15 protein-coding genes, 1 rRNA gene and 1 riboswitch (1 of these 17 cut by a window edge) are annotated in these 19,208 nt (G+C 61.9%); of the genes, 9 read left to right on the top strand and 7 right to left on the bottom strand.

The annotated features are described in order from the left end of the window. The first annotated feature begins 176 nt into the window (after positions 1-176). Together AC1Q67_RS14440 and AC1Q67_RS14435 are read left to right on the top strand one after the other, a co-directional pair. On the top strand, positions 177-812 hold the full coding sequence (locus AC1Q67_RS14440; protein WP_492236461.1) for a YdcF family protein: 636 nt from the start codon (positions 177-179) through the stop codon (positions 810-812). Positions 813-852: 40 nt separating this feature from the next. Further along, positions 853-1,629, top strand: a complete 777-nt coding sequence (locus tag AC1Q67_RS14435; protein WP_492236082.1) for a lysophospholipid acyltransferase family protein — start codon at positions 853-855, stop codon at positions 1,627-1,629. A gap of 4 nt (positions 1,630-1,633) precedes the next feature. Here the strand turns inward: AC1Q67_RS14435 and AC1Q67_RS14430 are convergent, their stop codons facing one another. Beyond that, positions 1,634-2,218 carry a gamma-glutamylcyclotransferase gene (locus tag AC1Q67_RS14430; RefSeq protein WP_492236081.1) on the bottom strand — a complete coding sequence of 195 codons (585 nt, stop codon included), beginning with the start codon at positions 2,216-2,218 and terminating at the stop codon, positions 1,634-1,636. A gap of 192 nt (positions 2,219-2,410) precedes the next feature. Between AC1Q67_RS14430 and AC1Q67_RS14425 the strand changes: the two genes are divergently transcribed. Then, positions 2,411-3,538 carry a DUF2125 domain-containing protein gene (locus AC1Q67_RS14425; RefSeq protein WP_492236080.1) on the top strand — a complete coding sequence of 376 codons (1,128 nt, stop codon included), beginning with the start codon at positions 2,411-2,413 and terminating at the stop codon, positions 3,536-3,538. A gap of 97 nt (positions 3,539-3,635) precedes the next feature. Here AC1Q67_RS14425 and AC1Q67_RS14420 read toward each other — a convergent pair whose 3' ends face one another. The 3 genes from AC1Q67_RS14420 to AC1Q67_RS14410 are packed head-to-tail and all read right to left on the bottom strand — an operon-like array spanning position 3,636 to position 6,532. Further along, positions 3,636-4,580: a prephenate/arogenate dehydrogenase family protein gene (locus AC1Q67_RS14420; protein ID WP_492236079.1), complete on the bottom strand. Its 945-nt coding sequence runs from the start codon at positions 4,578-4,580 to the stop codon at positions 3,636-3,638. Continuing rightward, positions 4,577-5,671 (bottom strand): histidinol-phosphate transaminase, encoded by a 1,095-nt coding sequence (hisC, locus tag AC1Q67_RS14415; RefSeq protein WP_492236078.1) that lies wholly within the window; start codon positions 5,669-5,671, stop codon positions 4,577-4,579. Before hisC ends, AC1Q67_RS14420 begins: the two co-directional genes overlap by 4 nt. A gap of 21 nt (positions 5,672-5,692) precedes the next feature. Then, positions 5,693-6,532 carry a chorismate mutase gene (locus AC1Q67_RS14410; protein ID WP_492236077.1) on the bottom strand — a complete coding sequence of 280 codons (840 nt, stop codon included), beginning with the start codon at positions 6,530-6,532 and terminating at the stop codon, positions 5,693-5,695. A gap of 196 nt (positions 6,533-6,728) precedes the next feature. Next, positions 6,729-6,808: riboswitch (SAM riboswitch) on the top strand. Between the two features lie 87 nt (positions 6,809-6,895). Between AC1Q67_RS14410 and metX the strand changes: the two genes are divergently transcribed. The 3 genes from metX (at position 6,896) to AC1Q67_RS14395 (ending at position 9,617) form a co-directional block, all read left to right on the top strand. Beyond that, positions 6,896-8,095: a homoserine O-acetyltransferase MetX gene (metX, locus tag AC1Q67_RS14405; protein ID WP_024574768.1), complete on the top strand. Its 1,200-nt coding sequence runs from the start codon at positions 6,896-6,898 to the stop codon at positions 8,093-8,095. A gap of 1 nt (position 8,096) precedes the next feature. Next, complete coding sequence (metW, locus tag AC1Q67_RS14400) at positions 8,097-8,756, top strand: methionine biosynthesis protein MetW (protein ID WP_024574767.1); 660 nt, start codon at positions 8,097-8,099, stop codon at positions 8,754-8,756. Positions 8,757-9,014: 258 nt separating this feature from the next. After that, positions 9,015-9,617, top strand: coding sequence for an NlpC/P60 family protein (locus tag AC1Q67_RS14395; protein ID WP_492236076.1), 603 nt, complete (start codon positions 9,015-9,017; stop codon positions 9,615-9,617). Here AC1Q67_RS14395 and AC1Q67_RS14390 read toward each other — a convergent pair. Next, positions 9,601-10,380 (bottom strand): MOSC domain-containing protein, encoded by a 780-nt coding sequence (locus AC1Q67_RS14390; RefSeq protein ID WP_492236075.1) that lies wholly within the window; start codon positions 10,378-10,380, stop codon positions 9,601-9,603. The genes AC1Q67_RS14395 and AC1Q67_RS14390 overlap by 17 nt on opposite strands. 221 nt (positions 10,381-10,601) lie before the next feature. Between AC1Q67_RS14390 and clpB the strand changes: the two genes are divergently transcribed. Continuing rightward, the gene (gene clpB, locus AC1Q67_RS14385) at positions 10,602-13,235 is read left to right on the top strand and encodes an ATP-dependent chaperone ClpB (RefSeq protein WP_492236074.1); all 2,634 of its coding nucleotides are present in this window, start codon (positions 10,602-10,604) and stop codon (positions 13,233-13,235) included. A 40-nt stretch (positions 13,236-13,275) separates the two neighbouring features. On the opposite strand, the gene AC1Q67_RS14380 is transcribed toward clpB, so the two are convergent. Together AC1Q67_RS14380 and AC1Q67_RS14375 are read right to left on the bottom strand one after the other, a co-directional pair. Further along, complete coding sequence (locus AC1Q67_RS14380) at positions 13,276-14,784, bottom strand: glycosyltransferase family 39 protein (RefSeq protein WP_492236073.1); 1,509 nt, start codon at positions 14,782-14,784, stop codon at positions 13,276-13,278. 103 nt (positions 14,785-14,887) lie between these two features. After that, entirely contained in the window at positions 14,888-16,918 is a 2,031-nt protein-coding gene (locus AC1Q67_RS14375) for a peptidoglycan DD-metalloendopeptidase family protein (RefSeq protein WP_492236072.1), read from the bottom strand. 719 nt (positions 16,919-17,637) lie between these two features. On the opposite strand from AC1Q67_RS14375, the gene AC1Q67_RS14370 reads away from it, so the two are divergent. After that, entirely contained in the window at positions 17,638-17,793 is a 156-nt protein-coding gene (locus AC1Q67_RS14370; protein ID WP_155848252.1) for a hypothetical protein, read from the top strand. A gap of 53 nt (positions 17,794-17,846) precedes the next feature. Then, positions 17,847-19,208: ribosomal RNA gene (locus AC1Q67_RS14365) — 16S ribosomal RNA — on the top strand (it continues 125 nt past the right edge of the window).

Below are 19,208 nucleotides of genomic sequence, written 5' to 3'. Positions count from 1 at the left end.
GAACCTGTCAAAACATGGTGTTGGTTGGGTTTTGAGGCCACAGCCACGCCGGATTTTGAGATAAGGTAGGAGCCGCGCAACATCATCACGTGCGCCTGAGCGAGTAGAGATTGTCCGAGACCATACACCGCCGCGATGCCACGCCGAAGCACGGGCGCCTGCGCCGTCGTGTCGTGATGCTTGCCATTGCCGGAATCCTTCTTTTTGTCGGACTGGGCTTCGTCGATTTCCTGTCGCGGGTGCCGCCCGCGGAGGAAAAGCCGTCGCGCAATGCCGACGGCATTGTGGTCCTCACCGGCGGTTCGTCGCGTGTCTCGGATGCGCTGGAATTGCTGTCGGTGGGATACGGCCGCCGGCTGCTGATATCGGGCGTGCACCCGACCAACGGCTACAGCGACATCCAGCGCACGCTGCCCGAGAGCCAGCGCCTGCTCACCTGCTGCGTCGATCTCGACCGGTCGGCGGTCAACACCCGCAGCAACGCGACGGAGACGCGGCGATGGGCGGTCGAGCGGGGTTTCCGCTCCCTGATTGTGGTGACCTCGAACTATCACATGCCGCGCGCGATCGTTGAATTGTCCCACGCCATGCCGGATATCGAACTGGTTCCGTTTGCCGTGGTCGGCGACAAATGGCGTGAGGAGCCGTGGTGGACGAGTGGCGCTGCCTTGCGGCTCCTGCTATCGGAATACGCCAAGTATCTTTTTGCGCAGACGCGGGTCGCTTTCGGCGGCGTGGGGCAGGGCGGCATGCCGGAAATCGGAACACAGACCGTCCCGCATCCGAAGCCGGCCACCGCGTCCGCCAACTAGTCGTCAGGTTCTGACATTCGCATTCCAGGCAGGTTCGTCGATGGTTTCGGTATTTTTGCGTTCGCTGCTCTACAACCTCGTTTTCTATCTGAACCTTGTTTTCTGGGTGATCCTCGGCCTCCCGACCTATGCCTTGCCGCGCGCGGGCATCATCTGGATCGCAACCAACTGGGGCAAGACGAGCATCTGGTGGATGCGGATCATCTGCAACACCAGGGTCGAATATCGCGGCCTCGATAAAATCCCGAAAGGTCCGCTGATCGTCGCCTCGAAACATCAGTCGGCCTGGGAAACCTTCGCGCTGCTGCAGTTTTTCGATCAGCCGCTTTACATCCTGAAGCGCGAACTGACGTGGCTGCCGCTGTTCGGCTGGTATCTGCTCAAGGCCGGGATGATCGGCGTCAACCGAAGCGCGGGCGGCCGCACATTGATCGACATCACGAGGCGCGCCGCCGAGGAAATCAGGCGCGGCCGTCAGCTTCTGATTTTTCCCGAAGGCACACGCCGCGCCGTCGGCGCACCGCCGGATTACAAGAACGGCGTTAGCCTGATCTACGGCGAGGCCGGAGTGCCCTGCATTCCCGTTGCACTCAACTCCGGGCTGTTCTGGCCGCGGCGGACGTTCCTGCGTTACCCCGGGACCATTGTGATCGAGTTTCTTGATCCAATTCCGCCGGGTCTCAAACGTCACGACTTCAATGCGCGCCTGCAAGCCGCGATCGAAGAAGCGAGCGACCGGCTGGAGAGGGCGGGGCGCGAGGAACAGGTGCGCCTGATCGGCTTTTCGGCGCCGATCGCAGCCTCCGTCAGATCCTGATTGACTACGGATGACGGTGAAGGGCGCCTTCGCCATGGAGCATCGCGGCAAGACGATGCAGCGGCGCGTCGCGAACGCCCTGCGCTTCCAGCGCGGTCACGGTTGCGATGACGTACTCGTCATTCGGCCCATAGGCGCCGTGACCCTGACGCACCAACCGTAATTGCTCATCCATTGTGAGCCGACCGGCATACTGGTCGTGGCTGCGGTCGGCGACATAGGCGAGCGCGCTGACCCTCTGGCGTGCATCGCCTTCAAGCCAGACCGAGCGCATGACTTCGCGGTAGACGCCGGTCACCTGCTCGCGCGCCCGTAAGTAGGCGACCGTGGCCTTTCGCTCAGCCGCCGCCACCCGGAACGCAACGCCCTGACAGGCGCCTCCGCGATCGAGGCCGAGCACCAGGCCCGGCTTTTCCGGGGTGCCCCGATGGACCATCGAGTAAATGCAAAGCGAACGATGCTCGCCGATCAGCCGCGCAGGTTTTTGCTCAAGGAAGGCGAAGCCGGGTTTCCAGATCAGCGATCCGTAGGCGAACACCCACAGATCGCCTTCGGGAAATTCGGATTCTGAAAGGATTTTTGCGGCCATGGCGACGTCACCTGATGGATCACGCCTATCAGTCCACCGCCCCGTGCGCAACTTGACGGGCCTCAAGCGTATGGACTTCAAGGCGATTTGCGCGAAAGGTGCATCTTTCAATTGCCCGATTCCTCTGGTCTAGCTTGCCCGATGCCGACATCTCCCATCGCACCTCGCCGCCGTCTCTGGCCCGTTTTTGTAATGCCCGTTCTGGTTCTCGTCGCAGCTGCGGCGTGGAGCGGGTTCTGGTTCTATGCAGCATCGCATGTCGACGAGAAGTTCGACGAATGGCGCACGCGCGAAGCGAAATCCGGCCGCGCCTATGAGTGCGCCAGTCGCTCGGTCGCGGGCTTTCCGTTCCGCATGGAAGTCCGCTGCACCGATCCGGTGGTGACGCTGACGTCGCAAACCGCAGATCAGACCCAGCTCACAGCGCGGCTGAAGGATATTCTGGTGGTCGCGCAGGTTTATGATCCGACCAAGATCATCGCCGAATTCACCGGGCCGGCGACCGTCGCAAGCCGCAACGAGGCACCGTCATTTGTGGCGGGCTGGACCACGGGCCGTGCCAGCGCCTCTGGCCTGCCGACGCCGCAGCGCGTCTCGCTGGTGTTCGACGATCCGGCGCTCGATCGCATGAACGGCTCCGCCCAGACACCCCTGTTGCGCGCAAAGCATCTCGAGCTGCATACACGCCTGCTGGAAGGCTCGTTGTCGAACAATCCGGTGGTGGAAACCGCGTTTCAGGTGAACGCCGGAAGCCTGCAGGGCCTGCATCCCATTCTCGCCGAGCCGTTTGATGCGGACATCCGCGCGTTGCTGCGCGGCCTGAAGGATTTTGCGCCGAAACCCTGGCCGGAACGGTTTCGTGAAATTCAGGCCGCGGGCGGCCGACTCGATTTCACCCAGTCGCGCGTGCAGCAGGGCGAGACCATCGCGGTTGCCGCCGGTTCGCTCGCTCTGACGCCGGCCGGTTATCTCGACGGCGAACTGACGATGACAGTCGCCGGGCTTGAGCGGGTGGTCTCGCAGCTCGGCATCGACAAGCTGCTGATGGACGGCGTGCCGCAATCGACCGTCGATCGCATCGCGCCCGGCATCAGCGCACAGGACGTCAACAAGGTGATCGGTGCGCTCGACCGTATGATTCCCGGACTCGGCAATGTCGCGCGCAAGAACGCCAATGCCGGCGTAGTGGCGGGCATCAACATGCTCGGCCAGGCCTCAACGCTGGAAGGCAAGCCGGCACGGGCGTTTCCGCTGAAATTCACCGAGGGTGTGATCTCCATCGGTCCGCTGCGGATCGCGCAGACAGCGCCGCTGTTTTGAGTTTTTCGTCATTGCGGGGAGCTGAGCGACAAAGCAATCCAGCTTGCTTCAAGAATGGATTGCTTCGCTGCGCTGGCAATGACGCGTCGGAAGAAAGCTACTTCCCTTCCGGTTTCGGCAGGTTCGCGTGCTTGCGGCCGAAGTCGGGATCGGCGGTTTCCTGACCGAGATTGACGATGCCGCGGCGGATCGCGCGGGTGCGCGTGAAGTGATCGAACAGCGCCTCGCCGTCGCCGCGCCGGATCGCGCGGGTGAGCTTCGACAAATCTTCCTGAAACGCCCCGAGCATTTCCAGCACGGCATCCTTGTTGGCGAGGAACACGTCGCGCCACATGGTCGGGTCGGATGCGGCAATGCGGGTGAAGTCGCGGAAGCCGCCCGCCGAGAATTTCAGCACTTCCGCCTGTGTCACGTCTTCCAGTTCATCGGCGGTGCCGACGATGGTGTAGGCGATCAGATGCGGCAGGTGACTGGTGACGGCGAGCACGAGGTCATGATGATCGGCGGCCATGGTCTCGACATTGGCGCCGAGCGCGCGCCAGAATGCCGCGAGTTTCTCGACGGCGGCCGGATCGGCGTCCGGCGGCGGCGTCAGGATGCACCAGCGGTTGATGAACAGTTCGGCGAAGCCTGAATCGGGGCCGGAATGTTCGGTGCCCGCAACAGGGTGCGCCGGAACGAAATGGACGGTCTTTGGCAGGTGCGCGGACATATCCCGCAGCACCATGCCCTTGACGGAGCCGACATCGGAAACAATCGCGCCCGGCTTGAGATGCGGCGCAATTTCCTCCGCGACCGGCCCGCAGGCGCCGACCGGGATGGACAGGATCACAAGGTCCGCGTCCTTCACGGCGTCCTTGTTTGTCTCGACCACGCGATCGACGATGCCGAGTTCCTGCACGCGCGCACGGGTTGCGGGCGAGCGCGCGGTGGCCACGATCTCTCCGGCAAGTCCCTGGGCGCGCGCCGCGCGCGCGATCGAGCCGCCGATCAGGCCGAAGCCGATCAGTGCGATACGCTTGAATAGCGGCTCAGTGTTCACTTCTGCCCCATGAATTCGGCAAGCGCCGCGACCACGAGGCGGTTGGCTTCCTCGGTGCCGACGGTCATGCGCAGCGCATGCGGCAACTTGTAGTTCTTCAGCGCGCGCAGGATCAGCCCGCGCTTGGTGAGGAACGCGTCGGCATCTTCCGCCGTCTTGCCCTTCGTTTGCGGGAAGTGGATCAGGACGAAGTTCGCCACGCTCGGCGTTACCTCAAGCCCGAGCTTGCCGATTTCATCGGTCAGCCAGGTGCGCCAGGTGTCGTTATGCGCGCGGGACCTGTTCTGATGCTCGGTGTCTTCCAGCGATGCGATGGCTGCTTCGGAGGCGGGCGTCGAGACATTGAACGGGCCGCGAATGCGGTTCACCGCATCGATGATGTTGGCAGGGCCGTACATCCAGCCGACGCGCAGCGATGCGAGGCCGTGAATCTTCGAGAAGGTGCGCGTCATCACCGTGTTGTCGGTGGTGGCGACCATCTCGATGCCGGCCTCATAGTCGTTCTTCGAGACGTATTCAGAATAGGCCGCGTCGATCACCAGGAGCACATGCGAAGGCAGTCCGGCGCGCAGCCGCTTGACCTCGTCGAACGGCACATAGGTGCCGGTCGGGTTGTTCGGATTGGCCAGCCACACCATCTTGGTGCGCGGCGTCACCGCACCGAGAATCGCGTCGACGTCGGCGGTGTAGTTCTTCTCCGCCGCGATCACATTGATGGCGCCGTTGCCCATGGTCGCGATCGGGTAAACCAGAAAGCCGTGCGTGGTGTGAATCGCCTCGTCGCCGGGGCCGAGATAGGTGTGCGCGAGATAGTTCAGCAGTTCGTCCGAACCCGCGCCGCAGATGATGCGGTCGGGATCGAGGCCGTAGGTGCGTCCGATGGTTTCGCGCAGCGCGCGCGAGGTGCCTTCCGGGTAGTCCTCCAGATGATCGGCGGCGGCCTTGTAGGCGGCAATGGCTTTCGGCGACGGCCCGAGCGGGGTCTCGTTCGCGGACAGCTTGAAGACGCGGCCGGTCAGCCCGGCGCCGCTTTTGCCCGGCGTGTAAGGCGCAATATCGAGAATGCCTGGCTTCGGCACAGGACGGGACATCAACTCAACTCCGAAAGAAGACTATTTGGACGTAGTGGCAGGCGGCACCGTATAGCGCGTTGCATGGCTCCCGACGAGAGCCGATGAACGCACCGATGCTCCGGCCGCGACCAGCGCGGCGGTGATTCTCGCAAGGCCGTCCGGTCCCGGAACCGAGATCAGCAGGGCCGCGCCGTCGGAAGCCGTGTCCGGGACGGCGATAATCTCGGAGAACGGCGACAGCGCACGCGCGACATCCGCGCTCCAGCCGGAGACGCGCACGCTCCACATCTCGACCTCGGTGACCATCGCATCTGCGGCGACGCGCGACACCACGAACACCGGCAGCGCGGCGGGGTGATCGGCGCGCTCGACGAACGGCAGGCGCGCGATGATCTTCGGCGCATTGGCCGGCTCCAGCGCGAGCCACCAGGGCGTGCGGCTGCTGACGGCGGAAATCAGCGCAAGGTCGCCCTTGGATTTTGCCACCGCCTCGACCGCAGCTTCGGCGTTGAAATGCGGGATGAACGGAACGGTGAAGCCGAAATGGAATCGCGCCGAATCCCGCATCGCGGATTCGCCGACGGACAGATCGGCATGCACCGAGAACGGCGCCTGCACATAAGTGAAGGTCGAGATGATGACGCGCCAGATGCTCTCCACGGTGTCGAGCGGGAGAATGCCGCGATGACGCTGCACAAGGCGGCGCATCATGTCGGCCTCGCGCGCGGGGCGGAAGGCCGAGCCGACTTCCTGCGTTTTTTTTACGGAGATCAGACGGTCGATGATGTCGCCTCGCTTCATCAGCAGCTCATGCACCTGCTCATCGATGGAATCGATTTCGCGGCGCAGGTCCTGGAGGGATGGCGGTTGCTTGGTCATCTCTTCAACATGGGCCGGACGCGGTGTGCGGCGGCCTTCTGGAATTCATCGAAAACGGGATTGTCGGGCGCATTGATAGGCAGGAGAGCGCCCGAAAGCAAAGAAAACATTGGCAATTCCAGCCTCACACGATCGCAGGGAGGGGCTGCGTTTTCGCGGTGCAGCTTGACGAAAAGGCTGTTCGTGACTAGTAACTTAGCTATTCCGTGGTCATTTGAGCCGGCCGGCTTGCAGCCACGTTAAACAACTCGCTAAACAGGCCGGGGATGTAAGTGATCCCGGCCGAACCTCGTTTCAGGCCGGGTTTTTTGTGCCTGATTTCCGACGTTGGTCTCGCGACCTGCTGAGGAGGCCAGTAGCAAAATGGTTAATGTCAAACCGTTGAAGAGCGACACACCGTCCACCGAGCGCGCGCACGAGGCGGATCATCCGTCGTCGCTCCTCGCGCAGTTCGGCGCGGACAAGCCGCTGCGGCTGGACTGCGGCATCGATCTCACGCCGTTCCAGATCGCCTATCAGGCTTACGGCCAGCTCAACGCGGATCGCTCCAATGCGATCCTGATCTGCCATGCGCTCACCGGGGATCAGCATGTCGCGAATGTGCATCCGGTCACAGGCAAGCAAGGGTGGTGGCAGACACTGGTGGGCCCGGGCAAGCCGATCGATACCGACCGCTATTACGTCGTGTGCGCCAATGTGGTCGGCGGCTGCATGGGCTCCACCGGGCCATCATCGACCAATCCCGCGACCGGCAAACTGTGGGGACTGGATTTTCCGGTCATCACTATTCCGGACATGGTGCGCGCGCAGGCGATGCTGCTCGATCATCTCGGCATCGAGAAACTGTTCGCCGTTGTCGGCGGATCAATGGGCGGCATGCAGGTGCTGCAGTGGACCACGGCTTATCCCGAGCGCGTGTTCTCCGCGCTGGCGGTGGCATGCAGCACGCGGCATTCGGCGCAGAACATCGCATTCCACGAACTCGGCCGTCAGGCCGTGATGGCCGATCCGGACTGGCGCGGCGGACGCTATTTCGAGGATGGCACCCATCCGCACCGCGGGCTCGGCGTTGCACGCATGGCCGCGCATATCACGTACCTGTCCGACGCGGCGCTGCATCGCAAGTTCGGCCGGCGCCTGCAGGACCGCGAAGTGCCGACGTTCTCGTTCGATGCGGATTTCGAGGTCGAAAGTTATCTGCGCCATCAGGGCTCGTCGTTCGTGGAGCGCTTCGACGCCAACAGCTATCTCTACCTGACGCGCGCGATGGACTATTTCGACATCGCCGCCGATCACGACGGTGTGTTGGCGGAAGCCTGGCGCGGCACGCGCACGCGGTTCTGCGTGGTCTCGTTCACCAGCGACTGGCTGTTTCCGACCTCGGAGGCGCGGGCCGTCGTTCACGCTCTCAATGCCGGCAGCGCCCGGGTGTCGTTCGCGGAGATCGAGACCGACAGGGGACACGATGCGTTCCTGCTCGACGTGCCCGAGTTCATCGAAATCTCCCGCGCGTTCCTGGAATCGGCTGCGTCGGCGCACGGTCTGACCTCGGCGAGCCGCTAACATGACAATCCAGGATCAAACATTCCGTCCGACCGCTGTTCTTCCCGTCACCGAGAACGGCTATCGCGCCGATCATTTGCTGGTCGCGGAGATGGTCGAACCCGGCTCGAAAGTGCTCGACGTCGGCTGCGGCGAGGGCGATCTGCTGCGCTTGCTGGAGACGCGTGGTGTTGACGGACGCGGCATCGAACTGTCGCGCGAGGGCGTCAACCGCTGCGTCGCCAAGGGACTCGCCGTGGTGCAGGGCGACGCCGACACCGACCTGATCAATTATCCGGACGATTCGTTCGATTACGTAATCCTGTCGCAGACCTTGCAGGCGACGCGCCAGCCGCGCGTGGTGCTGGAGAATCTGCTGCGCATTGGGCGCAGCGCCATCGTGTCGTTTCCGAATTTCGGCCACTGGAAGATGCGGCTCCAGTTGCTGGTGAAGGGCCAGATGCCGCGCACCGACAACCTTCCGGCGACCTGGTACGACACGCCGAACATCCATTTCTGCACCATCAAGGACTTCGTGCAGTTGTGCGACGAGATCAACGTCAAGATGGAGCGCGCGGTGGCGCTCGATCTTTATGGCCGTCCGCTGCGGCTCAACGCGCCATGGTGGTTCTGGAACATGTTCGGTGAGCAGGGCGTGTTTCTGCTCAAACGCCGCGACTAGATCCAAAGTTCGCTCCGGGGAATGCCGCAAAGTGTAGCGAACTTCGGATTCAGGAGACCGGCACGCGTTAACATTCGCGGCTCCAATGTGGCCGTGTATGTTCGCATTCTCGCCGTGAAATGATCCCGTTATCGCCGCGAAATGAATCCGCGAGCGCCTTTTCCTGTCTTGCTCTCGTCACACCTAGCCGGTTTTTGCGCTGCGGTATGTCGTTCGCGTGCGAACGATGGGCACAGGGGGTGTCACGAGGACTAATGGATGACTCTATCGCGTAAACTTCGCCTGCCACTTCGAGGCGCCGCGCTGGCGCTGTGTTCGGTGGCAATCGTCGCACTGGCAACTCCGGCTTCGGCAAGGCCTCATCACGGCGCAAGCCGTCACTACCACGCTCACCTTTCCAAGCATCACGCCAAGAAGCATTATCGTCATCACGCACGGCGTGGCCGCTACGCCGCAGCAGCGGCCACTGCGGAAGCATCGACGTCGCAGGGCTTCGGTGGTTTCGGCGGCTCGAACATTGTCGCGGAAGCGCGGCGTTATATTGGCAGCGGAAATCCGACGGGCCGCTCCAGCCTCTGGTGCGCGCGCTTCATGAACATGGTTCTTGAGCGTTCCGGCCACAAAGGCACCGGCTCCGATATGGCGCGTTCGTTCGCGGGCTACGGCCAGCGCATCTCCGGCCCGCAGGTCGGCGCCATCGCGGTGATGTCGCGTGGCCGCCGCGGCGGTCATGTCGGGATCGTCAGCGGCATCGACCCTAAGGGCAATCCGATCGTGATCTCGGGCAACCATGGCCACCGCGTCGCCGAGGCCACCTATTCGCGCGGGCGGGTCTACGCCTACGTCATGCCGTCGAGCTGAGTTCTGTGATTGTATCACCGGCGGCAATCGTGCCGCCGGTGATCACTTCGGCGTAAACGCCGCAATCGGCGTGATCGAACATCTGCATCAATGCCTGCGGAATATTCAGGTCGCGCTCGGCAGTCACCGGATCGACATTGACGGCGGCACAGCGCACGATCCGCTTGTTCACTTTCAGCCGCGCGCCGCCGATTGTCAGTTCCTTCCCCAGCAAATCGAATTCGTGCCATGCGGGCCAGCCGCTGACATAGAGATTGCCGCGAAAGCGCAGCGGATTGACTGGCTGCCCGACGATGGTCTCAATGGCGGCCACGCTGGCCAGATTGATGATGGACACCACCTTGGCGGCGACGTCGGAGAAGCTGTGGCCGGGTGCCGCGAGAACCTTCGGCGGCCCCTTCAACTCGGGCGCGAAGTTCTCCACGAAAAACGCCTCGATGGTGGCGCGGCCCTCGGGTGTTTCCAGATCGCCGCGCGCGGCCTCAGCATCGTTGTGCCTGATCGTCAGAACATTGGTCGCATCGTCGAACCGGGTCTGAAGGCCGGCAAGGCGCTCGTTCCGCATCAGCATCAGGAACCGGATTTTCGGATAGTATTTCGGATCGGCAGGGTCGAAGCCGATCGGGCCGTTCTCGATCGCGTAACGGCGGTCGGCGGGCAAGGTTTCGCCAGGCTGCAAGGCTGTTTTCGCAAGCAGTTCCGGTGACAGGCCTTTGACAGGGTAGCGATAGATGGTCTGGAGGGTCGCGGCGGTGTTTGTCATTCCCGGTTCTTAAGCGGATTCGGCATTTCCCGCCACTTTCGCCGAATTTTCAGTCCTGCCTCTTTCGCGGGCGCGCCGCAGTTCCCACATGACGCCTGGGCCGGTGCAACGCCGGTCCCCGCCACGGATTGAGGAACGTCAATGCCGGCGGCGGAACCCCATTGAAGATGCTAAGATCCGTGCCTTCGGGGCGGACACAGCAGGCTGAGGGAAAACCCGAAATGAATATTGAAAAATATACCGACCGTGTGAAGGGATTCATCCAGTCGGCACAGACGCTGGCCATGCGTGAGGGCCATCAGCAATTCACGCCCCTGCATATCCTCAAGGTGCTTCTCGACGACAGTGAAGGTCTGGCGGGTGGTCTGATCGACCGTTCCGGCGGCAATTCCCGCGCGATCCTGAAAGCGACCGAGGATGCGCTGAACAAGATGCCGAAAGTCTCCGGCGCGGGAGCGGGGCAGGTCTATCTGGCCCTGGCGACCGCACGCGCTTTCGACGCTGCCGAACAGGCCGCCGAGAAGGCCGGTGACAGTTTCGTCACCGTGGAGCGGCTGCTTCAGGCGCTCGCGGCGGACAAGGACAGTGACGCGGGCGCGCTGCTCGCCAAGGGCGGCGTCACGCCGCAGAATCTCAATGCTGCGATCAACGCCCTACGCAAGGGCCGCACGGCCGACAGCGCGTCGGCGGAAAACGCCTATGACGCGCTGAAGAAATATGCCCGCGACCTGACCCAGGCCGCGCATGACGGCAAGCTCGATCCTGTGATCGGCCGTGACGAGGAAATCCGCCGCACGATTCAAGTGTTGTCCCGCCGCACCAAGAACAATCCGGTGCTGATCGGCGAGCCCGGCGTCGGCAAGACCGCCATCGTCGAAGGCCTCGCGCTGCGCATCGTCAACGGTGACGTTCCGGAAGGTCTCAAGGACAAGAAGGTGCTATCGCTCGACATGGGCGCGCTGATCGCCGGTGCGAAGTACCGCGGCGAGTTCGAGGAGCGGCTGAAGGCTGTGCTCTCGGAAGTCACCAGCTCGGACGGCCAGATCATCCTGTTCATCGACGAGATGCACACGCTGGTCGGCGCCGGCAAGGCCGATGGCGCGATGGATGCGTCCAACCTGTTGAAGCCCGCGCTGGCGCGCGGCGAACTGCATTGTATTGGCGCGACCACGCTCGACGAATACCGCAAGCATGTCGAGAAAGACGCAGCACTCGCTCGCCGGTTCCAGCCGGTGTTCGTCTCCGAGCCGACCGTCGAGGACGCGGTATCGATCCTGCGCGGCCTGAAGGAGAAGTATGAGCTGCATCACGGCGTCCGCATCACGGATTCCGCGATTGTGGCTGCGGCAACGCTGTCGAACCGCTACATCACCGACCGTTTTCTGCCGGACAAGGCGATCGACCTGATCGACGAGGCCGCGGCGCGGCTGAAGATGCAGATCGATTCCAAGCCGGAAGAGCTCGACAACATCGATCGCGAGATCGTGCGGCTGAAGATCGAGCAGGAGGCGCTGAAGAAGGAAACCGACTCGGCATCGAAGGATCGTCTTCAGCGGCTCGAGAAGGAGTTGGCCGACCTTGAGGAGAAGGGCGCTGCGCTGACTGCGAAGTGGCAGTCGGAGCGTGACAAGCTGTCCAATGCCCAGAAGGTGAAGAGCGAACTGGAGCAGGCGCGCCAGGAGCTCGCCGACGCGCAGCGGCGCGGCGAGTTCCAGAAGGCGGGCGAGCTGGCCTATGGCCGGATCCCCGAACTCGAAAAGCGGCTGAAGGCGCTTGAAGAAAGCGAGAAGGCCGGCAATCTCGTGCTCGAGGAAGCGGTCACAGCAAGCCACGTTGCGCAGGTGGTGTCGCGCTGGACCGGCATTCCGGTCGACAAGATGCTGGAAGGCGAACGCGAGAAGCTGCTCAAGATGGAGTTGCAGCTTGCGGAGCGCGTGATCGGCCAGGCCGAAGCTGTCAGCGCGGTATCGACTGCGGTGCGGCGTTCGCGCGCCGGATTGCAGGACCCGAACCGGCCGATCGGCTCGTTCATGTTCCTCGGCCCGACCGGCGTCGGCAAGACCGAGCTGACCAAGGCGCTCGCCGAATATCTGTTCGACGACGAGACGGCGCTGGTGCGCATGGACATGTCCGAATACATGGAAAAGCACTCGGTTGCCCGGCTGATCGGCGCGCCTCCGGGCTATGTCGGTTATGACGAGGGGGGCGCGCTCACCGAAGCGGTGCGGCGCAGGCCCTATCAGGTTGTCCTTTTCGACGAGATCGAGAAGGCGCATCCCGACGTCTTCAACGTGCTGCTGCAGGTGCTCGACGACGGCCGCCTGACCGATGGTCAGGGGCGCACCGTCGATTTCCGCAACACGCTGATCATCATGACCTCGAACCTCGGCTCTGAATTCCTCGTCAGCCAGGCGGAGGGCGAGGATACGTCAGCGGTGCGCGATCAGGTGATGGCCGTGGTGCGGGCGAGCTTCCGTCCGGAATTCCTCAACCGTGTGGATGAGATCATTCTGTTCCACCGGCTGCAGCGGACCGAGATGGGCCGCATTGTCGATATCCAGATGCGGCGGCTGTTAAAGTTGCTGGCGGATCGCAAGATCACGCTGACGCTGGATGACAAGGCGCGCGATTGGCTCGCGGCAAAGGGATGGGATCCGGCTTACGGAGCGCGTCCCCTGAAGCGTGCGATCCAGCGCGCGTTGCAGGACCCGCTGGCGGAAATGATCCTGTCCGGCCGCATCCATGACGGTGAAAACGTCGCGGTCTCGGCGACGGATGCAGGTCTGACCTTCAACGGTCAGCTTGCAAAGATCGATAGCGAGATGCCGCCGGTGCCGAAGAGCAAGCTGAACTAATGCAAATAGCCGGGCCATGTGCCCGGCTATTTTTTCCGCCTCAGCGTGAAGATTGCGTCCGGATGTCGTAGACGGCGAGATCGGACGTCGCGATGTGATGCACATCGCTGGTTATCCGGCTTTCGTAGATCGGTTTGAACCGGGCAAAAACGTCTTCATAAAACTGCTTTGGCGGAATCAGGGCGTCCGGAAGCGATTGTTCAAAGAAGCGGCCGTAATTCGTGCTCGAAATAGCGATATGGGTGATGCCCATCTCATAAAGCTTGTGCAGTCCGTGCGTGCCGAGATGGCCGTATGACGCCGCCACCTCCTGCGGCATCGTTGGAATCGTCGGGTCGATCCGGACGCGTTCCGCCGTGGGCAGGCCGGTGTAGAACTCGGTCGCGATCTTTGCGTCGGGCGGCAGGTTGCTGGAAATCCAGGCGCTCAGCCTTGCACGAGGGTCATGAGCGACGAGGAGAACCGCCGTCCTGAATGTCCACAATGTGGCGCCGCCCGCCAGCACGAGCAGGGCAATAACAGTTATTCGTGCGGCGCGATTTCCGGTCGTGTGAATGACCCACGCGGCCGTCCAGATGGCTGCCACGACAGCCAGCGCCACAGCCGGCAGGACGTAGCGGAACACCGAGAACGTCGCGAGTTGCAGCATGGCAAGCAGCAGCAATGGCGTGAAAAGGATGATGCGGTCGATGGTCTGTACGGCCGGCCGCCCATGATCGGGGCGAGACTTCAGCGGCCACAGTTGCAGCGCCATGCCGGCAATCCAGAGCAGGACGAGCACCGGCGTCATGCTGCGCCAGAAATTCGTGACATTGTCCATCGTGATCCGGGATCCCGGAATGCCGCTGTGGCCGGTCATGACATGATTGATTTCCATCATGAGACCGGTGCTGAGGCTGGATCTGCCGAACAGGCCGGGGCTGTTGATCGCGGCAAAGACGAGAACGGCCGCCGCAAAACAATATCCGGCATCGATCCAGCGCGCGCGTTTTGCGATCAGCATGGCGATAGCCGGAGCGAGCATGATGATTCCGACATACTTGGACGATGCTGCGAGCCCCGCAGCGAGACCGAGGAGAATGATGTTTCGCCGGCTGGCGTTCATATCGACGGACTGCAACGCGAGCATCGTCAGCGCGGTGCCCATCAGCAGCGTGGCATCTTCCTTGAAATGGCGCGCATGAATGAACACGGTGGGCGTCAGCCCGACCAGGACTGCGGTCACGATGCCGAAAATCAATCCGAAGCGCCGCGCCATCAGGACGCCAAGGGCGGTCGCCGCCACAGCAGTCGCAAAGACCGAGGCAACCCTGCCGGAAAGGACGAGCTCGCGTGTCGAATCACCTGCCTGGAACAGCGACTTGAACAGCGTCGCGAGCCGCAGCATCAGCTGCGGGTGATAGAAATTGTAGTTGCCGCTCTGAAGCTGGGACGCCTTGCTGATTTCGTCAGGGTGCCAGTAGACCGGGACGCCGATACCGATCGAGTAAACCACGCAAGCCGTCAGGAAAATGAGGCCGAAGACATAGACGGAGATTGATGGTCGCAATTTGATGCCGGTGCCACTGTTGAAAGCGGCAACATACACAAGTTTCGCGCCTCATCTACTTCAGGCGCGCTGCCGGTTTCGAGGATCGGAAGACGGGAAAAGGTCAGCGGTCGCTGGCCTGCGCGGTTTTCTGGCCCTTCGCAGCTTGAGGCTGCGGCCGATTGCCGCCGGGCCGGTTGCTGATCAGACCGTCGAGCCGGTCGCGTTCCGCCTCGAAACTGGCAAGCATTGGGCCCTCGAGCGAACGTCCGCGCGGCAGCTTGATGCGCATCGGGTCGACGAAGCGGCCGTTGACAAGAATTTCGTAATGGACGTGCGCGCCTGTGGACAGGCCGGTCGAGCCGACAAAGCCGATCACCTGGCCCTGACGCACGCGCTTGCCGGGCTCCATGCCCTTGGCAAAAGCGGTCATGTGGCCGTAGGCGGTTTCGTATCCGTTCGGATGCTTGATGCGGATATATTTGCCGTAGCCGCCTTCCCATCCGGCCTTTTCGATTACGCCGTTGCCCGATGCGAAGATCGGCGTGCCGTAGGGCGCGGCCCAGTCCACGCCGGTGTGCATCTTGGTATAGCCGAGGATCGGATGGCGGCGGCCGCCGAAGCCGGAGCGCATGACCGCGTTGCTGACAGGTTTGCGGACCAGGAACTTCTTCGCGCTCTTTCCGGTCTCGTCGTAGTAGTCGACGATGGAATCGTCCGGCGCCTGGAAGCGGTAGTATTTCTTGGTTTCGCCGCCGACGGTGAGGGAGGCGTAGAGAACTTCCGTCTTTTCGTTGTTGACCGGCGTCTCGTCCTCGCCCGCGAAGAACACCTCGAACGAATCTCCGGCCTGAACCTTGCGCTGGAAGTCGACGTCGTAGGAGTAAATGCGGATCATGTCCTCGATGACGGTCGCCGGAACCTTGTTGCGCAGCGCTGTCTCGTAGATGCTCTGATAGAGCCGCACGCCGGTGCCATCATCCTCGTCGTCATCGTCGTTGGCGTTCGCCGTTTCGGTGACGGTATTGAAACTCTGCGGATCGACGGCGACGTATTTGCCGAGATCCGAAAGGGCGGCCACGGCTTCGATCGCGGTTTCGTTGGCGACGATCACCCGAACCGGCTGCTGACGCTGAAGTCCGGGACCAGTGCCCGCCATCATGATGCGCAGCTTCTGGCCTTCCCTCAGCCCGCCGTCGCGGCCGCGCGCGCCGAGATTGTTGGCGATGGCGAGGGCTTCGCCGGGGCTCGCGCCCAGGTCGCGCAAAATCGACTGGACGGTGTCGCCTTTCTTGACGATGTGGATTTTTTCGCTGGAAGGATTGCCGCCGGTGATCTGATCCTTGGTCTTCGGCAGCAGCGTCACGTTTTCCGGAACCACCCGGGTCTCGAAGCCGGCATAAGGATCCGGTGTGCCTTCCGCGGCGTAGGCCATCTTCAGGTCGGTCGGCATGCTTGAGGCGTATTTGACGGCGCTGTTGCCGCGCCAGCTTGAGGCGTCGCGCACCCGCAGCAGCACCTCGTCGATCGCGACGCTGGCCGCGATCTTGGCGCGGGGCAGCACCTGGGCGAGGTCGCGCGTCACGAACGAGACTTCGGCGTCCGGCTCAGCGGCATTGGGATTTTGCGAATCGTCGCCGTCGGCGGGCGATGCCGAGCCGACATCGGTCAGCATGCGCTGGGCGTTAAAGGCTGGAACCTTGGCGGACAGATCGCTGGTGGTCAGCGACAGGTTGCCGGCGATACGGACGAAGGGCCGGACCCGCATCACGTCGCGGGTGCCGGCGCGGGCAACCGTCGAGACGCGAATCACCTGACGGGCGGCGGCCGAATCGCTGGGTGGCGGAAGGCGATCGCTCTTGCGGGCGACGGCGCCCTTGTCACTGGCGCCGAATGCTCCGCGCAGCGCGCCTTCGACGCGCTCGGGAACCTTGGCGAAGGTCATTTCGCCGTCGAGCGACGCGAAAACGGCGCCGCCGATCAAAGCCGCGCCGCACAGACCGGTGAGAATCGTGCCGCTAAACCACTGCACGGAGACGCGGCGGCGGTCGATAACGGCGGCTTCCGAACCATCAACTGACAGCGGCGGCTCGTGACCGAGATCAATGATCCCGGCACGCCCGTAATTGCCCCCGCGTGACGTCCCGTGGTTCAAAACTGCCTTCCCCCCGCAAGTCTTCTCGTAGCAAGCCTTCGCCGAAAATCTTCGTCTTCTTCAGCCGTCACTCAACGAGCTGCCAGTGCGCTCTTCTCAGGCTCGTATCCCTCTAGAGAGAAGCTTCGAGCCAATAGCGTCTGGTTATGTTGCCGTCACCCTCGTTTTGTCGCGCGCCAAGGTGCTGGCGAAACAGGCCTGACGTCAATGCCGCGCCACTCGCTGATGTTTTTTCATCCCAAGTCAGACGACGATCCCAAGTCATCGCCGAAGTCATCGCCGAATCTTCGAACCGGACGGGCCGAACTATACGTGTATTTGCCCGGCCGAGGCACATTTCATGTGCAGGACGTCGCAGGAATGTGGCTCAAGTACGGCGCGAAGCCCTGATAAATCAGGACTTCTTGGCGATTTGATTTTCTTGGGTGCGTTGCGACGATTTTTTGACATTGGCGTTGACAAGCTCTGAGAGCAGGGCCTATAACCCGACCACTGAGCGCGGCGGCGCCGGGGCCCACAGCCCAGGCAAGCTTCCGCGCCTGTCAAGCTCCTCTCCTAGACGAGTGAACAAACAGCCGATAGTTGTCGGTTGTCATTCGGCGTCGGATAGGTTGCGAGGTCTCTTTAAGTAGAGACACCAGAGATTTTCGCCCAGCCATGGGCGAGTGAAACCCTCGGGTTTCGGGCTGTTTGACAAGTAAAGATGAAGAAAGAGAAACGTGGACGGCGGAGTCCTTGCGGGTCTCGGCGGATTGAAAGACTTCGGTTTTTCAGTTGGTTGGGACCGGACGAAAGACTTCGGCGGTACACGTTTTAAAGGTTACACCATCGTTGTTCGCGATGTGAATCGCAGACAGCATGTTGGCTTCGGCTAACAATGGTGGGACCTCGTCAAACGTTGTGATCAGCCGGTTTAAAGTTTCAAGTCCAACTTGAGAGTTTGATCCTGGCTCAGAGCGAACGCTGGCGGCAGGCTTAACACATGCAAGTCGAGCGGGCGTAGCAATACGTCAGCGGCAGACGGGTGAGTAACGCGTGGGAACGTACCTTTTGGTTCGGAACAACACAGGGAAACTTGTGCTAATACCGGATAAGCCCTTACGGGGAAAGATTTATCGCCGAAAGATCGGCCCGCGTCTGATTAGCTAGTTGGTGAGGTAACGGCTCACCAAGGCGACGATCAGTAGCTGGTCTGAGAGGATGATCAGCCACATTGGGACTGAGACACGGCCCAAACTCCTACGGGAGGCAGCAGTGGGGAATATTGGACAATGGGCGCAAGCCTGATCCAGCCATGCCGCGTGAGTGATGAAGGCCCTAGGGTTGTAAAGCTCTTTTGTGCGGGAAGATAATGACGGTACCGCAAGAATAAGCCCCGGCTAACTTCGTGCCAGCAGCCGCGGTAATACGAAGGGGGCTAGCGTTGCTCGGAATCACTGGGCGTAAAGGGTGCGTAGGCGGGTCTTTAAGTCAGGGGTGAAATCCTGGAGCTCAACTCCAGAACTGCCTTTGATACTGAAGATCTTGAGTTCGGGAGAGGTGAGTGGAACTGCGAGTGTAGAGGTGAAATTCGTAGATATTCGCAAGAACACCAGTGGCGAAGGCGGCTCACTGGCCCGATACTGACGCTGAGGCACGAAAGCGTGGGGAGCAAACAGGATTAGATACCCTGGTAGTCCACGCCGTAAACGATGAATGCCAGCCGTTGGAAAGTTTACTTTTCAGTGGCGCAGCTAACGCTTTAAGCATTCCGCCTGGGGAGTACGGTCGCAAGATTAAAACTCAAAGGAATTGACGGGGGCCCGCACAAGCGGTGGAGCATGTGGTTTAATTCGACGCAACGCGCAGAACCTTACCAGCCCTTGACATGTCTATGACCGGTACCAGAGATGGAACCTTCCCTTCGGGGCATAGAGCACAGGTGCTGCATGGCTGTCGTCAGCTCGTGTCGTGAGATGTTGGGTTAAGTCCCGCAACGAGCGCAACCCCCGTCCTTAGTTGCTACCATTTAGTTGAGCACTCTAAGGAGACTGCCGGTGATAAGCCGCGAGGAAGGTGGGGATGACGTCAAGTCCTCATGGCCCTTACGGGCTGGGCTACACACGTGCTACAATGGCGGTGACAATGGGACGCTAAGGGGCAACCCTTCGCAAATCTCAAAAAGCCGTCTCAGTTCGGATTGGGCTCTGCAACTCGAGCCCATGAAGTTGGAATCGCTAGTAATCGTGGATCAGCATGCCACGGTGAATACGTTCCCGGGCCTTGTACACACCGCCCGTCACACCATGGG

Source organism: Afipia sp. GW823-FHT06G09, from assembly GCF_058794875.1.
Note: the sequence above shows the minus strand (reverse complement) of the source record. Positions and strands in the feature narration are given on the sequence as shown.

Excerpts from the sequence above, each read along its gene's own strand:
- AC1Q67_RS14440 (WP_492236461.1), top strand. The coding sequence starts at position 177 with ATGCTTGCCATTGCCGGAATCCTTCTTTTTGTCGGACTGGGCTTCGTC.
- AC1Q67_RS14435 (WP_492236082.1), top strand. The coding sequence starts at position 853 with ATGGTTTCGGTATTTTTGCGTTCGCTGCTCTACAACCTCGTTTTCTAT.
- AC1Q67_RS14430 (WP_492236081.1), bottom strand. The coding sequence starts at position 2,218 with ATGGCCGCAAAAATCCTTTCAGAATCCGAATTTCCCGAAGGCGATCTG.
- AC1Q67_RS14425 (WP_492236080.1), top strand. The coding sequence starts at position 2,411 with ATGCCCGTTCTGGTTCTCGTCGCAGCTGCGGCGTGGAGCGGGTTCTGG.
- hisC (WP_492236078.1), bottom strand. The coding sequence starts at position 5,671 with ATGTCCCGTCCTGTGCCGAAGCCAGGCATTCTCGATATTGCGCCTTAC.
- AC1Q67_RS14410 (WP_492236077.1), bottom strand. The coding sequence starts at position 6,532 with ATGACCAAGCAACCGCCATCCCTCCAGGACCTGCGCCGCGAAATCGAT.
- metX (WP_024574768.1), top strand. The coding sequence starts at position 6,896 with ATGGTTAATGTCAAACCGTTGAAGAGCGACACACCGTCCACCGAGCGC.
- metW (WP_024574767.1), top strand. The coding sequence starts at position 8,097 with ATGACAATCCAGGATCAAACATTCCGTCCGACCGCTGTTCTTCCCGTC.
- AC1Q67_RS14395 (WP_492236076.1), top strand. The coding sequence starts at position 9,015 with ATGACTCTATCGCGTAAACTTCGCCTGCCACTTCGAGGCGCCGCGCTG.
- AC1Q67_RS14390 (WP_492236075.1), bottom strand. The coding sequence starts at position 10,380 with ATGACAAACACCGCCGCGACCCTCCAGACCATCTATCGCTACCCTGTC.
- clpB (WP_492236074.1), top strand. The coding sequence starts at position 10,602 with ATGAATATTGAAAAATATACCGACCGTGTGAAGGGATTCATCCAGTCG.